Origin of the sequence: Synechococcus sp. CC9311, assembly GCF_000014585.1 — a bacterium.
GTDB lineage: Bacteria > Cyanobacteriota > Cyanobacteriia > PCC-6307 > Cyanobiaceae > Synechococcus_C.
Genome location: NC_008319.1, coordinates 1,221,017 through 1,238,712 on the forward strand (window position 1 = coordinate 1,221,017; position 17,696 = coordinate 1,238,712).

Below are 17,696 nucleotides of genomic sequence, written 5' to 3' on the forward strand. Positions count from 1 at the left end.
TCATGAGCGTTGTTCGGGATCTGATTCTCAAAGCAGATGACGATCTGCGTTACCCAAGCAGCGGTGAACTGCGATCAATGGTTGATTTCCTCAGCCAGGGTTCAATTCGTTTATCTGTTGTTCGAAGTCTCACTGAGAACGAGAAGAAGATCATCGATGAATCAGCAAAACAGCTGTTTAGTCGTAAACCTGAATACGTTGCGCCGGGAGGCAACGCCTTCGGTCAGAAGCAACGTGCCCAGTGCCTCCGTGACTACAGCTGGTATCTGCGCCTTGTGACCTACGGAGTTCTTGCAGGGAGCACTGAGCTCATCGAACAGATTGGTCTTGTGGGCGCCCGTGAGATGTACAACAGTCTTGGTGTGCCGATGCCTGGCATGGTGGAAGCCATGCGCTGTATGAGAGATGCTTCCTTGTCACTACTTTCCGAAGACCAGCAAGCACTCGCAGCTCCTTATTTCGAGTACCTGATTCAAGGGATGCAGACCCCGACCTAAACGGTCTTGTTTTTATCCCATAGCCGCCTGAACAATCTCATCTCATGCGAGACGTTTGATGAGTCTTGCTTTCAACTTGGGTGATGTAGCTAGGCATGGCGCTTTGTCCCCTATGTGAGTAGCGGAGCCAAGCTGCTTTGCATGAGCGGAGTGCAGCATATTTGCGCTAAGGCAAGCAACTCATGATCGCGAGCGACTTGTGGAATTTAGCCTCGCTAGTCCCAGTTGAGACTCGGTTTGGGTCTAGCTGTGAGATTTGATTGAGATAAATGCGTCTGCTTTTGTGCGCTGAAGGCTGATGCCAGTGTTTGGCTCTGAGGATGCTGGTACGGGCTAAAGGACTCGCTAGGGCTGAACAGCGAGGCCATTGTTCTTGCGTCACTGTGTCTACAGCAGGTACGCAGGTTTCGAGAGTGTTGCAATCACATGCATTTTTCTTGGCCAGGATGGTCTTGGACATTCAATCGTCAGGCTTGGACGGGGAATAGGGGGTCGTTTTTTGCTGTGCGCAGCTCAATGGGGCTTCCTTCTTGAATGATCTTTTGGTTTTTGTTGGCTCAGACGACAAGCAGCCGAAGGTTTCTGCATTTAAAACAATGGAAAAATAGGTTCATTGAAATAAATCATTCACGAGTCTTGGATGAGACTTTTAACTAGACTCGCTTTGAGACTTATTTGAGATTTAATACTCTAAAGAGTCTTGACTGTGTCTTGCGATGAGTCCTGTTTTGGCTCTCAATTAAGACTGTTGAGGCGCTTTGTCTCTGTAAAGCTCGCGCAGCATTTGGTAGGCCTCGTTGAGTCGCCTCATTCCGTCCGTAGAGCCACCTGCATCTGGATGGGCTTCGATCGCCTTTCTTTTGTAGGCGTCTCGGATGGTACGCAGGGTGAGTGATGCTCCAGCCTGTGTGGGCAGATCTAACAAACGCAGAGCACCATGCAGGGTCATGGTGGATTCCAAGGTTTCAAATGACGTCACTCGCCTGCTTCGTTTGAAGCGGTTCACAAAGCGGCGTATCAAGGTTGGAATGCGATCTTCCAAGCTGCCTGCGGCAAATGGATCTTCGAGAACCGCAGCCGCGACAATCACATGTTCAAATTTTGGAGACTGCACTGACCAATCCGCGCAGACATCCTGCATTGACTGGTTCACCTGACTCCAGGTGAAGGTGCGCCCTTCGCTTCCATCTAATTGGGGCCAAATATCTCTGGCCATCCAGAGCATCACTGCTTCAAGAACGGTTGCTCCTGGCATTGATCCATAGAGATTAGTCCAATGATCAATGGCTTTAGCGCAGCAAGCGATGAGATGGTCATAACTGACCACTGGTACAAAGGGACTGTCAGGCCGTTCTTCTGGTACTTGAGGTTGTTGGAGGCTGGTTCGGATCGCTTGTGTTCGGCTTCGAACAAATCCTGGTAGGTCAATGCCTCGACTTTTCGTGTTGCTTTCTCTCGGCTGACTGGTCTCATTGTTGAAGAGCGAAGCTGTGTCTTGCTCCTTAGGGTCCTGACTTCTGCGCACTAAAACGATGGCCCGGTCTTCGTCGTAAGAAGGTTTCGTGGGTTGCTGGTCTGGAGTGGTTCCGCTGGCATCAGGCGAGCTTGAGACTGAAAAGACCGCTGGATCCTCGATGGCTCCGTTCTCGAGTAGATCATTGACCACAGTCTCGAGATTTGTCTCATCAGGCCAGATCTCTTCCAGCAGCCGCGTTAAGCAATCGCCTCTAGATCTGATGCACCACTCTTTCTTCAGCTCGTCGAGGCGATCAACGAGATGATCAGGAAGTTCAAGTGTGATCCGACGCCCCATTCAGCCTGCCGCGATGATTCGAGTAAATGAAATGCGCGAAACCTATTGACCTTGTAGTCGGCGCAACCAATCCTGTTGAGCCTTGATTGCATCGCGATAGCGTTGCTCCAACGAGTCATTCACACGCTGAGGCATGATCATTGCTGACGGCAACTGATTGGCACCACTTGATGGTGCGGCAAGCGTTGGAGGCGGAATCTTTGGGGCTGGTTTGGGATAAGTCCGAGGTGTGGCTTGAGGTTGGGGAGATCTAATGATCTGCGTTGGCTTGTTCTCTTTGGCCTGACGGGATTTTGGTTGTGAATTGATCGCCGGTGGTGGCGTTGAAGGAACAACTTTGCGCTTTTTAGCCGCTGCTTCAGCTTTTCTTGCCGCTTCCAGCATCTCTTCACGTCGGCGAAGCATGGCGAGCTGGGTTACTGGAACCACGCTTAAGAGATGACCTGGTGTTGCATCCGCTGGATAAACAAGGCTTACCGTAACTGGATTGACAGAGTTTGCCTTAGCGGTGATTTGTCCAAGGGGCAGACTCTGCCCTGATTTCATCCCAACATGAACCTCTCGATAGCCTTCGGAAGTTTTAATTCCGATTGATCCTCGAAACGCAGTGAAAGGTTTTCGACCTGACGCCACTGGATGGCTTAAAACTAATTCGTGAGCACCAACTCCTGAGAGATTCATCTCAACATCAAATCGAACGCCATAGGTGCCCACATTATTGAGTGCAGAATCAATCATTCGTGTTGATAATTGATTGACCTGTATATCTCTGGTTCCAAAATGATGCTTGCGAGTGCTTGTTAGTGGAATGTGCAGAGCCCCCTGCGAGAGATCGTGATTAATCGAGGCCTTGTACTGATCGCCAAGGGCTACACCAGCAACTCTCGAAAAGACTTTGCCGGTACGAATCTCATTGAGACGGTTTAAATAAATACGACCTGGGGCCAGCCTCTTGCTGTCAAGAACGGAGATTAGTTCTTGCTCTTGGTTGGTTTCTTCTGCTGCAATTACAGCTAATTGGAAAGGTCCGTCACTGCGACCCCTAAGCAGCCCATTCATAATTCCTCTGGCAGGAAGAACAGAACTCACAATCACTTTACGACTTCGAGCCGGGATCGTTATCTCAGGAGGGAGCTTGCGATCGAGTTCTCCTCGCAGCATTTGTACAGCTGTAGCGTCACCAGGACCTGTATTCCAAGGGCGGCGGCCGAGGGGCTTAACCCCCATTAAACGGTTGGGGTGATAAGGAGCCTCAAAACTGTTTTTAACAGAGCCTCTTTTAAACTTAAGGGTAACGGGTTTATTTCCTGGGTTAATAGCTATTGCAGCAACCGTTAATAAGCCTCTTGCTCGCCGTCCACCTAATTTACTGCTGTCTTGTGGATAGTATTTATGGTGCATATGCAATCCAAATTCGCCATTAAAAGTAAATTCAGCATTTTTTATTGGTTGGTTGTTTTCTGCGGCAGTCGCAGACCCTGGTGCTGTGTTGACGAGGATTCCAGGTCCTTTAACAATTTCGGGTTGATTGGAATGCAGGACTGGAACGTTATTAAAGGTGCCATTGAGAGCACGAGCCCTTTGTCCTGCCATCAGTGGCACATAGGCGTGCGCACGCTCCATGACACCTAAATCTACCGTCGCAAATGCGACGCTGATTAAGACCAGTTTTGATAATCGGTGAGACACGCGAGACTGGTTTTTGAGCACTGCGGCTTGAGCTTTCCGCAAGTTCCAAACCTAATCGTCTGGTTCAGAAGCGCCAAGTGTGTGTTGGCAGTCCCGATTTCTGGAACAATTCGCCAGGATTATGGGAGATCGTGTGTTTACTCATGCTGCCTCCCTTTTTCTGCCAACCCTCATGTGAGTCCAGTCATTGGCGCAGTCACCATCAGCAACGCAAGCTGGAGATGCTCCGTTTTTGGCGTGATGGCCTTGAGCGTCAACTTGCTGCTGTAACAGCAGCGATGTCCACACTTGAGGGGCAAATTCAGCGGGACCACAGCGACGAATCCTGATCGGCAAGCTCTTGTCGCAACTGGGCTAGGGCGCGCTTCAGCCTCCGCTGCATTGTCATCGCGCTAACTCCCAGCTTTGTTCCAGCTCCACGCAGGCTGGCACCTTCCAGAACCACTTCATTTAGCGCCCTCTTCTCTGAAGGCGCTAATCGGTTGATTGCTTTCCAGATCCGTTTGGCCCGCTCCTGCCTCAACAGTGGTTGCCATCCAGGTACGTCTGCTGCAACCCTTCCCTCGTCTAGAGGTTCCCATGTCTGTCGGCAACGATAGGCATGCACGTTCAGCTCCAGCTCAGCAGACATCGCCTGTCTTCGTTGTGGTTCTGCAGTGCTGTTTTTAATCGTGTTCTGAGCTTGTTCTTGGAGTCGTCTGGGAAGTCTGACTAGTCCCACACTGTCCCTGAGGTAATGAAGGATTGCTCCTCTGATATGGGGCCTTGCATACACCTCAAATGGTTTCTCTTGGCCTTGCTCATAGCCCTCCGCAGCACGTAACAACCCAAGCATTCCCACCTGTTTGAGATCATCTCGATCTAGTCCTGATCGCTTGGCGTAATGGCCAGCAATTGGATCAACAAGTTTCAGATGACGCTCGATCCGTTGATTTCTGAGTGCGTGGGTTTTGTTCATGGCTGTTGTCGAAGAAGTGGTCGGTATCGGCCGGTTGTCCTTCCTCAGACAGCCATCTAGGGGGATTACTCCACAACCGTGTTTTCACTGATTTCGAGAATCACTTCACGCAATAAAGCCTCGGGTCCGTGCCTCTTCAGCCAGTTCACATCTGAGTTTGCAGTGGCCAATAGATATCCAGCAAATCCAAGGGCATTAATGCTGAAACCTGCAGCACCCTCTCTCCCTCGCCTCACCATCGCCATCCATTGCGGAGTCAATAACAGGTTGTAAAAAGATCTTGGCCGTTGATCTTGAGAAGGGTGACCAATGCCCAACTTTTCAGAAAGTGATAGGTAATCTTTGTAGAGGTCTTGTGCTTGCTTATTGGGATCTTTGTTGTGACTTAATCGCGAGACAACAGAACAGCCGTTGAATAAAGGATCGCTAGAAGATTCGTTTGTTCTTTGTGATATCAATCGGTTTTGAAACCAGAGATCTCTGGGACAGCTTGTCTCGTCTTTGCTGCGCGGTAGGAGTTGAAGATGTCGGTGTGGCTGACTTGCGCCTGCAATTGGTCCGCTGTTGAAAAACCACAGTCCTGTTGTGTCTTGGTCAACGTGAACGAATGCTGTCCAGTCAGCCAAATTAAGCCAGCCATCTTGAGCGGCCCAATCGGAAGTAATTAGCAGCATGTGTCCGCGTTGGACAGGGTATTTGTTCAGGATGACGGCATGGCCTGGATCCAGGCGCGCAACTTCCAGCTGCTGATCCCATGGTTGGAATGGATTGGGTTTAGGACCTTTTCTTTTTAAATGTTTAGGAAGGCTGCTTTCGAGTGTTCGCAATTCAAAATTGTTTTCTGAACTGCTAAAAAGATGCTCTAATGATGTACTTAGTGGGACCAATGAACCCGACTTCAATGCCCTCTCGCTTTGCTGGAGAGCTCGTTTCCAGTACGTCTCAGCTTTCATTTGTTTTGAGACTTGCTAGGGATGCACCCACGTAATAATGTCCGAGGATTTCATTGAATTTGAGCCCCTTCGTAGCGAGGTTTTGTGCTCCATGCTGACTCATGCTTGCTCCTAAATGACTGTGCGCTTCAGCAACAATTTCACTGGTGGATGCATACAGCGATTCAACGAGTCCTCCTTGAAAACTAAGCACGAGACCCTTGGTGGCTTTTGTAGCGGCGGCTGTACGCACGCTCTGAGTGTTGAGGCCTCCATAGGCTTGCCATCGGGTTGTATCGCCAAGATTGAAATCGGAATCTGCAGGACGCACAAGATGCACGAGGGCATAGGAGCGTGCGGCTACAGCTTGTGCCTTTAGGGCTTCAGGATTCCAATGACTCGGCATTTCCGCGCCAACCACAGAGGCAACATATCGCTCCAGAGGCAGTTGATTAATGACAATCCAACCTGTACCTCTGTTGAGGAAATAAACAGTCTCTGGATAGGAGCGTTCATTGACAACCACGGCACCATTTTGGCCCGACTGGCAGGTCACCAAATTTGAACGACGTTCAGCCAGCACCATTTCAAGTGTTCTTTTTTCAACGATTTCACCATTGCTAAATCTGCACTCGGCCTGCCCTGATAAGTCCACGGCACGAGGTGGCGATTGACTCAACAAAGCAACACGCACAATCGGGTTGCCAGGTGCACCTATCGGTTTTGCGCCAGGTGTTGGGTGCTGAACCGATTTGGATGGATCGGATGAGTTAACGGAGGAATCAGCAGAAGAGTGCGCAGTTTGCTGATCTGTTGAGGAGTTCTCTAGCAGCTTTTCAAGGGTGTGTTTTTGGCTGCGCTGTTGTTCGAGCTGCCCTATCGCTTTGATGGTCAAGGAGACCACAGCAATCAGTCCCGCGGTGGCGGTCATGCCCAGCAAGAGTGGGGTGAGCTGTCTCACTGTCCCTCGGACAACGTTTTAGATCATGCCTGAAATCAACAGAGATGCTTGGGTTGGCCGTGCATTGATCGTTGGTCGTGGTGGTCTTGGTACGGCAATTGCGCAGGAACTGCAACGCCGTCATCCCGCTCTGGGAGTCATGCTCTGCGGTCGAACCTTGGGTTCAGCAGATGATTGGCTGGTGGACCTTCAGTCCCCAAAGAGCCTCGAGGCGTTGTCCCAGAGGCTCCTGGAGGATCTACAGCCCCTACGTTTAGTGATTAACGCCACAGGGCGACTGCATGGAGGCTCCCTGTCCCCTGAGAAGCGTCTGCAGCAGGTTCATGCAGAGCATTTGATGGAATCCTTTGCAATCAATGCTGCGGGTCCTCTGCTGCTGGCCAAGGCGATTGAGCCTGCTTTGAAGCGAGACCATCTTTTTCACTTTGCGAGTCTCAGTGCGCGAGTGGGAAGCATCGGCGACAACAGAACTGGGGGCTGGTACGCCTATCGCGGTGCCAAAGCCGCCCAGAATATGTATTTGCGTTCATTGAGTGTGGAGTGGGCGCGGCGATTTCCACTCGCCACAGTCACGATGTTGCATCCAGGAACTACCGATACAGCCCTTTCCAAGCCGTTTCAAAATTTTGTTCCGCCGGATCGCCTTTTCAGTCCTCAGAAAGCGGCAGCGCTCTTGCTGGATGTTTTGCTCGAGCAATCAGCAGAGGACAGCGGACGTTTTCTGGCTTGGGATGGTCAGGAGATTCCCTGGTGAGCATGCGACTTGAGGATGTCTAGAGGGATCACCTGCAAGGTTGTGTGTTCGGTTGCTTCGAGTCGGACTGGCGGAGCCATTCCGTCGTCATAGGCCTGTTTCCAGCGTGGGGCGCATACGCACCAGTGATCGCCTGGTTTGAGGCCAGTGAAGCCAAATTCGGGCACTGGAGTGCTCAGGTCATTTCCCTGGGCCTTGCTGTAATTCAGAAATCGTTCGGACATCACGCAGCAGACGCTGTGTTGTCCCAAGTCGCTGGGATCGGTGCGACAAAGTCCATCTCGAAACCAACCTGTCATCGGCTCACAACTACAGCCTTCAAGCGCGCCACCTAAAACATTCAAATCACCCTGCCCAACTGGCTTTTGCTCTTGTTGTTGTGACGGCATTTGCTTGCTTTGTCTGCCAGGAGTCTGCCGAACGACTGGCACATTCTGAGACGAGATGGTTGACGGAACACGGGGGTTAGGCGTTAAAGGTCGTTCAGTTATGCCTCCTCGATGGATTGGGAGTTCACTGAAGACGCGGCGTTCATCGCCCTCTGCGATGCGTTCCGCGAAAGTGGCGAGTCATCGGCTATTGAGTTCCTTGCCAATGGCGAGGGAGCCTTCCACTTTCAGGATCTTGCGCAGAACGCTGCGGGAGAAGGATTTGATTTGAGCGAGTCCAGTGCGCTGGATGATTTTCAGCAGGAAGTCATCGACACGATGGAAAAGCTCTGCCAGGAGTAATCCTGCAGAGCTCGGACTGAAATGTTCTGTCAGCTGAAGTAAAAACTGATTTCCTTGTCCTTGAGGCCTTCCCAGCCGGCCTCGATTAAGCGAGCGTTCAAGACCTCTCTGCTGAAATGTTTGGCACCCGTGCGCACGATGCGGTTCCTCATCGACTTCTTCACTCCACTGCGCTTTCGTTGAGCCTCTTGATCCATCACCTCGCGATACAGAGTGAGCATCGCAACGGGAAGAGGGCTTCCATCGATGTCCAATCCAGCCTTAATCGCATGATCGATGGCGTCGGGGCCGCTGAAGTCCATTGGAGCTATTGCAGTGCCTAGGAATTCTGAGGCACCACATTGCTGCATGGTTTCTAGGCGCTGAAGTAGCGAGCGGTGCTGTGCAGGGCAACCAGGGCGGTTGTGCTCTGTTCTGGATGCAGTTGGTCGCTTTCGTCCATGGTCAGACCAATCCGATCGGCCTGTAGCCATTCCAGTTGTTGGCGAGAATCCGCCACGTTGGGACAGGCTGGGTAGCCAAAGGAGTAACGACTTCCCCTGTAGCGCTGGGCAAGAATGTCTCTGAGAGGCATCCCGTCGGGATCGGAGAAGCCGCATTCGCGGCGAATGCGCGCATGGGTCCACTCCGCAAGCGCCTCTGCCATCTGAACCGCTAATCCGTGAAAAAACAGATAGTCGCTGTATGCATCGTTGCGAAACAGCTCTTCGCTGAAGCGACTGGCTTCCGCACCCATGGTGACGGCTTGCATCGGCAGCACATCGCAGGGTTCCCCCTCGTTGAGGTCTAGGAAAAAATCGGCGATGCAATAGCGATTGCCACTGCGTTGACGGGGGACGTCAAACCGTCCCAGTTCTGCACCACCTTCAGGGTTGAATACCACCACTGAATTGCCGTCACGGCCGGAGGGGAAATAGCCATAAGCAACTGCCGGCTGCAGCAGTTGGTCTTCCTTCGCGCGCGCCAGCCATTTTTGAAGGATGGGCTCAGCCTTGTCTGAGAGATCTTGCTCGTACTCTTCACGGCTTTGGTTTTTGGCTTTTCGCATCTGCCACTGCCCTGCAAACAGTGCTTGGCGGTCGAGGAACGCAATCACCTCATCAAGCGGAATCTGATCCTCTCCCTGCAGGACGGATGCACCGAGGAAAGGAGTGATGACGGCCTTCTCTTCAGGAACGGCATCTGATCGATGGTATGTAACTGGAAGCTTGAGATCAGGCGTCTCAACCTGCTGAGAGGAGCTTTGAGTCGATGCGTTGGCTGAATCTGAGTGGTCCGCATCACCGCCGATTGAGAGGCCCTCAGGGGTGCCATCGAGAAAGCCAGAGCGATCGTCCCAGCGATCCTTGGACTTGGCAGCTACGAGGGCATCCATAAAACGCAGATCAGTGAATGCATCTCGTCCATAAATGACCTTGCCGTCATACACATCGCTGCAATCTTTGTTAACAAATCTTGGGGTTAATGCTGCACCTCCGAGTACCACTGGAACGTTGATTCCAGCTTCATTAAATGCTTTTAGGTTGTCTTTCATGAACGCTGTAGATTTCACCAGTAGGCCGCTCATGGCAATGCAATCTGCTTGATGTTCTTCTTGGGCAGCAATTATTGCGTTTACATCTTGCTTGATTCCAAGGTTGATAACTTCGTATCCGTTATTCGTTAAAATAATGTCTACAAGATTTTTCCCAATGTCATGAACGTCGCCTTTAACTGTTGCGATTAAAAACTTTGCTTTTGCTGATCTTTCGCCTTCCTCTTTCTCCATGAATGGCTCGAGAAAAGCAACAGCCGATTTCATCGTTTCGGCCGATTGAAGGACAAAGGGAAGTTGCATTTGTCCGGAGCCAAATAGCTCCCCAACTACTTTCATTCCGTCAAGTAAAAATGTGTTGACGATTTCCAACGGGGGATAACTGCTTAACCCTTCCTTGAGAGCATCTTCCAGTCCAATCCGTTCGCCATCAATGATGTGCTGTTTCAGTCGTTCTTCGACGGGAAGATCGCTCAAGGATGGCCCTGATTCACGAGCCGCTTTAGCGCTTACGCCTTCGAATAAGGTTGTTAATTCTGTAAGGGGATCATAAGTGCAAACATCACCTTCAAATCCACGGCGATCATTAATCAAGTCTCGACAAACTTTCTGATGCTCTTCGCTAATTTTGATGAGGGGAAGAATCTTGGCTGGTGAAATAATGGCCGCATCCATTCCAGCCTCACAGCAATCATGCAAAAAGACTGAATTCAGCGTGATTCTGGCAGCAGGAGATAAGCCAAAGCTCACATTGGACACACCGAGAACGATGTGAACTTGGGGAAGATCTTCGCGAATCCTGCGAATGGCTTCGATTGTTTCAGCCCCGTTGCGTCGATCTTCTTCGATGCCTGTTGAGATTGGAAGTGCAAGTGCGTCGTAAAAAATTTCACGAGCTGGAATCCCAAACTCCACAGCATCTCGATAGGCTCTTTTCGCAATCGCAACTTTTTGGTCTGCAGTACGGGCCATGCCATCTTCGTCGATTGTTCCAATTACCACTCCAGCCCCATACCTTTTAGAAATCTCTAATACTTTGAAAAAACGTTCATCACCATCTTCATAGTTGGTTGAATTAAGGATGCATTTACCACCTGCAACTTTCAGGCCTGCCTCCATTTTTTGCCACTCCGTTGAGTCGAGCATCAATGGCAGGTTCACGTTGGTTACCACTCGATTCACGAGTTCTTGCATATCCCTTTCGCCATCGCGGCCTACATAGTCGACATTCACATCCAAGATGTGTGCATTTTCTTTGACCTGGCCTCTAGCAACAGCCACTAGCCCGTCCCAGTCCTCTTTATTCAATAATTCACGCACTTTTTTGGATCCACTGGCATTCAGCCGTTCACCAATGATGAGGAATGAATTGTCTTGTAAATAAGGCGTTGCACCATAAATTGACGACGCGGCGGCTTCGTAACTGAGAGCTTTTCTCTCATGGTGATGAGAGCGTACCTTTCTTGGTGCGGCACTCAGCTCTGAGGAGATTTCAGAGAGTGCTGCAATATGTGCAGGCGTTGTTCCGCAACATCCACCAATAACCTGAACACCAAGATCTTCAACGAAGTGCATGAGTTGCATCTTCAGTTCCAGCGGTGTCAGCCGGTAATGCGCCACCCCACCAACATTTTCAGGTAAGCCTGCGTTGGGAATGCAGCTCACTACAAAAGGAGCATTCTCTGTCAGATAACGCATGTGCTCTTTCATTTGTTCAGGTCCTGTTGCGCAGTTCAGGCCAAGAACATCAATTGGGAACGGCTCAAGAATGGCAACAACAGCCGCAATATCGGAACCCACCAGCATCGTGCCTGTGGTTTCCATCGTCACGGAAACCATCAAGGGGCGGCGTTCGCCGCTGGTTTCAAAGGCTTGCTCAATTCCTTGGAGCGCTGCCTTGATCTGAAGAACGTCTTGACAGGTTTCAATGATGAGTAGATCCACATCCCCTGCAATCAGTCCTTCCGCTTGCTCTTGATAGGAATCACGAAGGAGATCAAAACTGATGTGTCCGAGCGTGGGTAACTTTGTGGTGGGTCCCATCGATCCAGCCACGAATCGTGGCTTTTCATCGGTGCTGTATTCCATCGCCACCTCTTTGGCCAGCTCAGCAGCACGCTTGTTGAGCTCAAAGGTTTTGCTTTCTAGGCCGTACTCGGCAAGGACGACAGAAGCCGCTCCAAAGGTATCGGTTTCGATGACATCACAACCGGCGTCAAGAAACTGTCGATGCACGCTTTGAACGGCATCGGGTCGTGTGACCACCAGGTTTTCGTTACAACCTTCCAGGGCTTCTCCACCGAAATCCTCTGCGGATAGGTCCATCTGCTGCAGAGAAGTGCCTGTCGCTCCGTCAAACACCAAGACGGGCCGTGACGGATCGTGCAGACGCTTTAAAAACCGTGAGGCGACCAGGGTTGGGGTCTCGGTGACGGCCTGCATCGCTCGGTTACTTTTCTCATTCCATTCTATGAATCGCTCTTGATCCCATGGCCGATTCTTAGGTTTCGAGCTCGATCCTGGTCACCCAGTGTCTGAATTCAGGATCTCTTCCTTCTGTAATCGACACCAGGCGTTTTCTTAAGGCATCCATCACCGGACGGTTGGTCGGTAAGAGCGTGGATTCGAGTTGACGAATCGGCGTAATTTTCGCCGCCGTGCCTGTAAGGAAGACTTCATCAGCGATACACAGTTCTGTTTTGTCAACGGGGCGTTCGATTACCTGCAATCCCATGTGCTTTGCCAGCTCAATCACGCTGGAGCGAGTGATTCCCTCAAGAATGTCCTGATCAACGCCAGGTGTGATCAGGACGCCATCGCGCACCAAAAACAGATTCATGCCGCTGGCTTCGCTCACCTTTCCCCGGGTGTTCATCAGCAGGGCTTCGTCGAATCCGCTGTTGACGGCCTCCGTTTTGGCAAGCGAGCTAGTGATGTATGCACCACTGATTTTTCCGCGCAGGGGAAGTGAGCGATCTTCCTGCCTGGTCCAACTACTAATGCGGCAACTCACGCCATCAGGGGAGAGGTAATCGCCGAGCTCTAAGCCGTAAATCAGGAAATCAGTCTCGATGTTGTGCAGACGAGGGGCGATGCCTAGATCACTGGTGTAAACAAACGGCCTCAGGTAGATCGGCGTGGTGGGCTTGTTGGCCCTTAATACCGCAACCAAAGCTTCCATCACGGTGTCTTCGCTTAGATCAGCGAGCAGGAGCTTTGCGCTTTGGGAGAGCCGTCTGGCATGGCGGTCCGGTCGAAACAACAGCATGCCGCCAGGCTTTTCTGGATCTGGAATCGCACGCATGCCGCCGAAAGCACCAGTGCCGTAGTGAAGGGCATGCGTAGCGATTGAAACTTTGGCCTGTTCAAACGGGATGCAGCGGCCTTCAAACCAGGCGTAGGGAAGGAACTGATGCATCGCTCATGGATCGATGCTCAAATTTTCTCACTCACCTTGCTCGCTTGGTGAGATGTGATCAGACCAGAATGGAGACATGCATCGACTGAGCAGTCTTCCTGGCGCTGAAAGCAACGAGGATTTCACCGTTGTGGAGCAACCGCCGGCTCCCATTCTCTTTCTGACGAGCGCTGCGACCGACATCAGTACGCTCTCAGCCTGTCTTCATCAGCCAGAGCTGGGGCACTTGAAGGAGCAATTGCGTGCTTTGCCACTTGATTGTCTGCGTCATCCAGCTCAGATTGATCATTATTTGTCCATCACGGGTCGTACGGCTCGTGTGCTCGTGGTGCGCTTGTTGGGAGGGCGGGGCCACTGGAGCTACGGGCTTGAGCAGTGCCGTCGTTGGCAGTCGTCTGCTCAACATCGAACATTGATCGTCCTGGCCGGCACCGCGGATCAAAACGACGAACTCCATCCGATTGGATCGGTGTCATCCACGCTGTCTCAACAGCTCGCTCTGTTGCTGCGCGAAGGCGGGATACCCAACATGACCAAGGTTTTGAAGGCGATTCATCCCTTCATCACCCGGTGCAAGGACCCTGACCCCCTCAATGACGACATCGATCTTCAGCCGGAACGGATGGCTGATCCAGCCCCGTTTGATTGGTGCGATGAACCTGGTGCGAAGGTCGGAGTCCTGCTGTATCGGGCTCATGCCCGTGCCGCAGACACGGACTGGTGTTATCAACTTTTAACGGCGTTGCGCAACCGTGGATTAGCACCGCGTGCCCTCTGGGTGAGCAGTTTGAGAGATCCCGTGGTTCAAGAGGGGGTGCAACGAGCATTTCAAGCGCAGGATGTGCAGCTGGTCGTGAGCACCACGGCATTTGCATCTGTGCAGTTTCAAGAGGCGGGGCTTGGCACTCCGCTTTGGGATGGCCTTGATCTGCCTGTGTTGCAGCTGCTTTGCTCGGGACGATCCAAGCAGGCCTGGGACGCCAGTACCCAGGGGCTCGACCCCATTGATCTCTCCCTTCAAGTGGTGCTTCCTGAGTTGGATGGTCGCATCACCACAAGAATCGGTGCCTTCCGTGAAGTTCGGGATGCGGAATCCAGTTTGTCGACGGCAGTTAAAGGGTTGGTTCCCGACTCTGTTGGCCTGAATTGGCTGGCCGACCATGCCCGTGGTTGGGTGGATCTTCGTCAAACGGAATCAGCTGACAAGCGCGTGGCATTGGTGCTTGCGAATTACCCCGTTCGCAATGGACGTTTGGCCAATGGAGTTGGTCTGGACACACCTGCCAGCACCATCAATATTTTGAATTGGCTTGCTGAAGCAGGCGTTGATCTTGGCAGCCAGTCGCGTCCCGATGCGTCGCAGGCGCTGATGGCCCAACTGTTGTCGGGACGCAGCAACGATCCAGAGAGTTTTCATCTTCAGCCGCTTGCCTATCTGCCTCTCAACCACTACTTGCGCTGGTGGAGAGAGCTCACACCTGTAGCTCGAGCTCTGATTGAGCGCCGCTGGGGCTCCCCAGAACAGGCTGTGGATCTGGAGGAGAAGGGGTTTGCTGTCCATGGACTGCTGCTGGGTCATGTGGCCGTGTTGATTCAGCCCAGCCGCGGCTACGACCCCGATCAGATCAGTGATCTTCATTCGCCTGATCTTCCTCCCCCGCATCGTTATTTGGCCCAATATCTCTGGCTGCAGGAGGTGCATGGCACCCAGCTAATGGTCCATATGGGGAAACATGGCAGTGCCGAATGGTTACCAGGCAAGTCGGTTGGACTGAGTGACGCCTGTGGGCCAGGACTGGCGCTTGCTCCGATCCCTCACGTTTATCCGTTCATCGTTAATGATCCGGGGGAGGGATCCCAAGCCAAGCGTCGGGGACATGCTGTGATCCTTGACCACCTCACTCCGCCCTTGGGTCGGGCTGGGTTGCACGGATCTTTGCTGTCTCTGGAAGCCTTGCTGGATGAGTATGTCGAGGCTCGTCAAGTTGCTGCTGAACGCTGCGATGTGCTCGAGCAGCAAATCAAGCAGTTGCTTCAACACCTTGATTGGCCATCCTTCCCCAATTCATCAAACGATCCATCCAGCGCTGCTGATCAAGACAACGATTCTTGGGCCCGCTGCCTTGATCAGGTTGAGACCTATCTCTGTGAGTTGAAGGAGGCGCAAATCAGAACGGGCCTGCACCGTTTTGGCAGTCAGCCTGAGCGATCGATTCAAAGAGAACTCCTGCTGGCGATTGCGCGATCACCATCCGGTGGTTGCCAAGGCATCACTCAGGCGATGGCCAAGGTGGTTGGACTGGAATGCGACCCCTGGTCGGATGAAGATGGTGCCCGTCTAAGTGACCACGACTGCAGAATCCTCGAGCAGTTGGGTTGTGATCAGCCCCGACGTGTATCGGCTGCTGTGAGTTGGCTCGATGGTCAAGCGCTTCGCTTACTGGAGCAGATCACAGACGAGCCCTCGGAACCGCTATGTCCAGCGTTGCAGCAGTGGCTCCACGACAAAAAGGAGCCTGCTTTGCTGCGCTTGCACGATGAGCTATTACCGCGATTGTTGGCTTGTGCCTCGAGTGAAAAGAAGGCCTTCCTTGCTGCTTTGTCTGGACGACGGATCGCGAGTGGACCTTCCGGAGCGCCAACGCGTGGTCGTCCAGATGTGTTGCCAACGGGTCGAAATTTCTATTCCGTTGACTTGCGTGGTCTTCCAACCGAAGCGGCCTGGGATTTAGGACGGCGTAGCGCTGAGCAATTGTTAGATCTCTACCGACTCGAGGAAGGAGAAGATCTGCGTCACCTTGCCCTATCGGTGTGGGGAACAGCCACGATGCGAAACGGGGGTGAAGACATCGCACAGATGTTGGCTCTCCTTGGCGTTCGTCCTCTTTGGGATGGCCCAACCCGGCGAATGGTGGACCTTGAAGTGATTCCTTTGAGCCTGTTGGCTCGACCCCGGGTTGATGTCACCTTGCGGATGTCAGGACTGTTCCGCGATGCCTTCCCGCAGCTTGTGGGTTGGGTGAATCGCGCTGTGCAACTCGTCTCAACACTCGATGAAACAGACGATGAGAATCCGCTTGCCTCGATCACCCGCCAGGAAGGTCCTCAAGCCAGGATTTTTGGTTCTGCACCGGGTGCATATGGCGCCGGATTGCAGGCCTTGATCGATTCGGGTCAATGGGAGCACCAGGAACAACTTGGCGAGGCGTTTTTAGCCTGGAGTTCCTGGAGTTACGACGGCGATGTTCAAGCTCGTGCCAATCGCAAAGGGTTAGAAGGTGCTCTGCGGTACGTGCAGGTTGTCCTCCATAACCAAGACAATCGTGAGCACGATTTACTCGATTCTGATGACTACTACCAGTTTCATGGAGGGATGACCGCAGCGGTGCGTCGCTCTGGAGGGACCAGCGTGCAGCCCTGGTTTGCAGATCATTCTCGCCAGCAACGACTTCGCATTCATTCGCTCAGCCGTGAAATCGACAAGGTGGTGAGAAGCCGTTTATTGAACCCACGCTGGATCCAAGGAATGCAACAGCATGGCTACAAAGGAGCGTTCGAAATGGGCGCCAGCCTCGATTATCTGTTTGCCTACGACGCTTCAACTGAAGCAGTTCCAGATTGGTGCTACGGGGCCATCTGCGATCAGTGGCTGCTCGAAGAGAGCACTCAAGAGTTTTTAAGGAGGTCTAACCCGTGGGTTCTCAGAGATATGGCCGAACGCCTTTTGGAAGCTGCAAATCGAGGATTGTGGTCACAACCTTCCCCCGATCAGCTTGAGCAGATCAGGGGATTGGTTCTTCAAGCTGAGGAGGCTGTCGAGAAAGGAGGCCTCAGCTGTTGAGGTCGCGGACCATGGCTTTGAAAGGATCGATCGATCCAGGTTTTGATGAAGGAGCCGCTTTAGAGGATGAAGATGCAGCTGGCTTGATTTCAGATTCGGGCTTCAACTCTTCTTTGCGACCCGCAGGGGCTGCATTCGGAGCCATCGGTGTATTGACACCAGCTGTGCGCAACGCGTTGCCCTTGAGTTTCTGATCCAATTGCTCCTTCGTCATCGCCTCGGCGAACGTTTTTTTCACAGGGGTTGGGACACCACTTGAAAAAACAGATGGGATCGAGGGCTCTTCGTTGGGTTTTTCAGCGCCCAATCCCTTGGAACGAGTATCAACTTTCAGATCCATTGCATCAACTTCTGTCACCAGTTCCTTATTGCCTGGATTGTCGGCGGATCCTGGGAAGGTGCGGCGGATGGTTTTGGCTTCCCGCATGTAGTCAACATTTCCGTAGGAGGAGGAAGTGTCTGAATCGAGGTAGAAGGCCTCTGCTTTCGGTTTGACACTGTCCTTAGGAAGGCCCTGTTGACCGTCGTTTTTGGAGCCTGACTTCAGCAGCCGATCGAAAAGACCCAT

General features: G+C 52.3%; 15 protein-coding genes. 5 read left to right on the top strand and 10 right to left on the bottom strand.

Going from position 1 to position 17,696, the window contains the following annotated elements; genetic code table 11:
• The first annotated feature begins 2 nt into the window (after positions 1 to 2).
• Positions 3 to 497 carry an allophycocyanin subunit alpha-B gene (locus SYNC_RS06230; RefSeq protein ID WP_011619267.1) on the top strand — a complete coding sequence of 165 codons (495 nt, stop codon included), beginning with the start codon at positions 3 to 5 and terminating at the stop codon, positions 495 to 497.
• 739 nt (positions 498 to 1,236) lie between these two features.
• On the opposite strand, the gene SYNC_RS06235 is transcribed toward SYNC_RS06230, so the two are convergent.
• Together SYNC_RS06235 and SYNC_RS06240 are read right to left on the bottom strand one after the other, a co-directional pair.
• Positions 1,237 to 2,310 carry a molecular chaperone DnaJ gene (locus tag SYNC_RS06235; RefSeq protein ID WP_011619268.1) on the bottom strand — a complete coding sequence of 358 codons (1,074 nt, stop codon included), beginning with the start codon at positions 2,308 to 2,310 and terminating at the stop codon, positions 1,237 to 1,239.
• Positions 2,311 to 2,352: 42 nt separating this feature from the next.
• Entirely contained in the window at positions 2,353 to 3,933 is a 1,581-nt protein-coding gene (locus tag SYNC_RS06240; protein ID WP_049750395.1) for a DUF3370 family protein, read from the bottom strand.
• 209 nt (positions 3,934 to 4,142) lie between these two features.
• On the opposite strand from SYNC_RS06240, the gene SYNC_RS06245 reads away from it, so the two are divergent.
• Complete coding sequence (locus SYNC_RS06245) at positions 4,143 to 4,328, top strand: hypothetical protein (protein ID WP_071813708.1); 186 nt, start codon at positions 4,143 to 4,145, stop codon at positions 4,326 to 4,328.
• Here SYNC_RS06245 and SYNC_RS06250 read toward each other — a convergent pair.
• The 3 genes from SYNC_RS06250 to SYNC_RS06260 form a co-directional block, all read right to left on the bottom strand.
• The gene (locus SYNC_RS06250; protein ID WP_011619271.1) at positions 4,301 to 4,957 is read right to left on the bottom strand and encodes a sigma-70 family RNA polymerase sigma factor; all 657 of its coding nucleotides are present in this window, start codon (positions 4,955 to 4,957) and stop codon (positions 4,301 to 4,303) included. The genes SYNC_RS06245 and SYNC_RS06250 overlap by 28 nt on opposite strands.
• Before the next feature lie 65 nt (positions 4,958 to 5,022).
• Positions 5,023 to 5,910 (bottom strand): ATP adenylyltransferase, encoded by an 888-nt coding sequence (locus SYNC_RS06255; RefSeq protein ID WP_011619272.1) that lies wholly within the window; start codon positions 5,908 to 5,910, stop codon positions 5,023 to 5,025.
• A complete protein-coding gene (locus SYNC_RS06260) occupies positions 5,900 to 6,820 on the bottom strand; it encodes a SpoIID/LytB domain-containing protein (RefSeq protein ID WP_041426981.1) in 921 nt (306 codons plus the stop codon). Before SYNC_RS06260 ends, SYNC_RS06255 begins: the two co-directional genes overlap by 11 nt.
• A 55-nt stretch (positions 6,821 to 6,875) precedes the next feature.
• On the opposite strand from SYNC_RS06260, the gene SYNC_RS06265 reads away from it, so the two are divergent.
• Entirely contained in the window at positions 6,876 to 7,604 is a 729-nt protein-coding gene (locus SYNC_RS06265; protein ID WP_041426518.1) for an SDR family NAD(P)-dependent oxidoreductase, read from the top strand.
• On the opposite strand, the gene SYNC_RS06270 is transcribed toward SYNC_RS06265, so the two are convergent.
• Entirely contained in the window at positions 7,586 to 7,993 is a 408-nt protein-coding gene (locus tag SYNC_RS06270) for a DUF2237 family protein (protein WP_049750334.1), read from the bottom strand. The two genes, SYNC_RS06265 and SYNC_RS06270, sit on opposite strands and share 19 nt — an antisense overlap.
• A 111-nt stretch (positions 7,994 to 8,104) precedes the next feature.
• Between SYNC_RS06270 and SYNC_RS06275 the strand changes: the two genes are divergently transcribed.
• Positions 8,105 to 8,335: a hypothetical protein gene (locus SYNC_RS06275; protein ID WP_006852568.1), complete on the top strand. Its 231-nt coding sequence runs from the start codon at positions 8,105 to 8,107 to the stop codon at positions 8,333 to 8,335.
• A gap of 29 nt (positions 8,336 to 8,364) precedes the next feature.
• Here the strand turns inward: SYNC_RS06275 and SYNC_RS06280 are convergent, their stop codons facing one another.
• The 3 genes from SYNC_RS06280 to SYNC_RS06290 are packed head-to-tail and all read right to left on the bottom strand — an operon-like array spanning position 8,365 to position 13,287.
• Positions 8,365 to 8,637, bottom strand: coding sequence for a DUF4090 family protein (locus SYNC_RS06280; protein ID WP_041426983.1), 273 nt, complete (start codon positions 8,635 to 8,637; stop codon positions 8,365 to 8,367).
• A gap of 53 nt (positions 8,638 to 8,690) precedes the next feature.
• On the bottom strand, positions 8,691 to 12,311 hold the full coding sequence (metH, locus tag SYNC_RS06285; protein WP_011619278.1) for a methionine synthase: 3,621 nt from the start codon (positions 12,309 to 12,311) through the stop codon (positions 8,691 to 8,693).
• Positions 12,312 to 12,369: 58 nt separating this feature from the next.
• Positions 12,370 to 13,287, bottom strand: coding sequence for a branched-chain amino acid transaminase (locus tag SYNC_RS06290; protein ID WP_011619279.1), 918 nt, complete (start codon positions 13,285 to 13,287; stop codon positions 12,370 to 12,372).
• Positions 13,288 to 13,363: 76 nt separating this feature from the next.
• On the opposite strand from SYNC_RS06290, the gene cobN reads away from it, so the two are divergent.
• Positions 13,364 to 17,128 (top strand): cobaltochelatase subunit CobN, encoded by a 3,765-nt coding sequence (cobN, locus tag SYNC_RS06295; protein ID WP_011619280.1) that lies wholly within the window; start codon positions 13,364 to 13,366, stop codon positions 17,126 to 17,128.
• On the opposite strand, the gene SYNC_RS06300 is transcribed toward cobN, so the two are convergent.
• Entirely contained in the window at positions 17,118 to 17,696 is a 579-nt protein-coding gene (locus tag SYNC_RS06300) for a hypothetical protein (protein ID WP_041426984.1), read from the bottom strand. The genes cobN and SYNC_RS06300 overlap by 11 nt on opposite strands.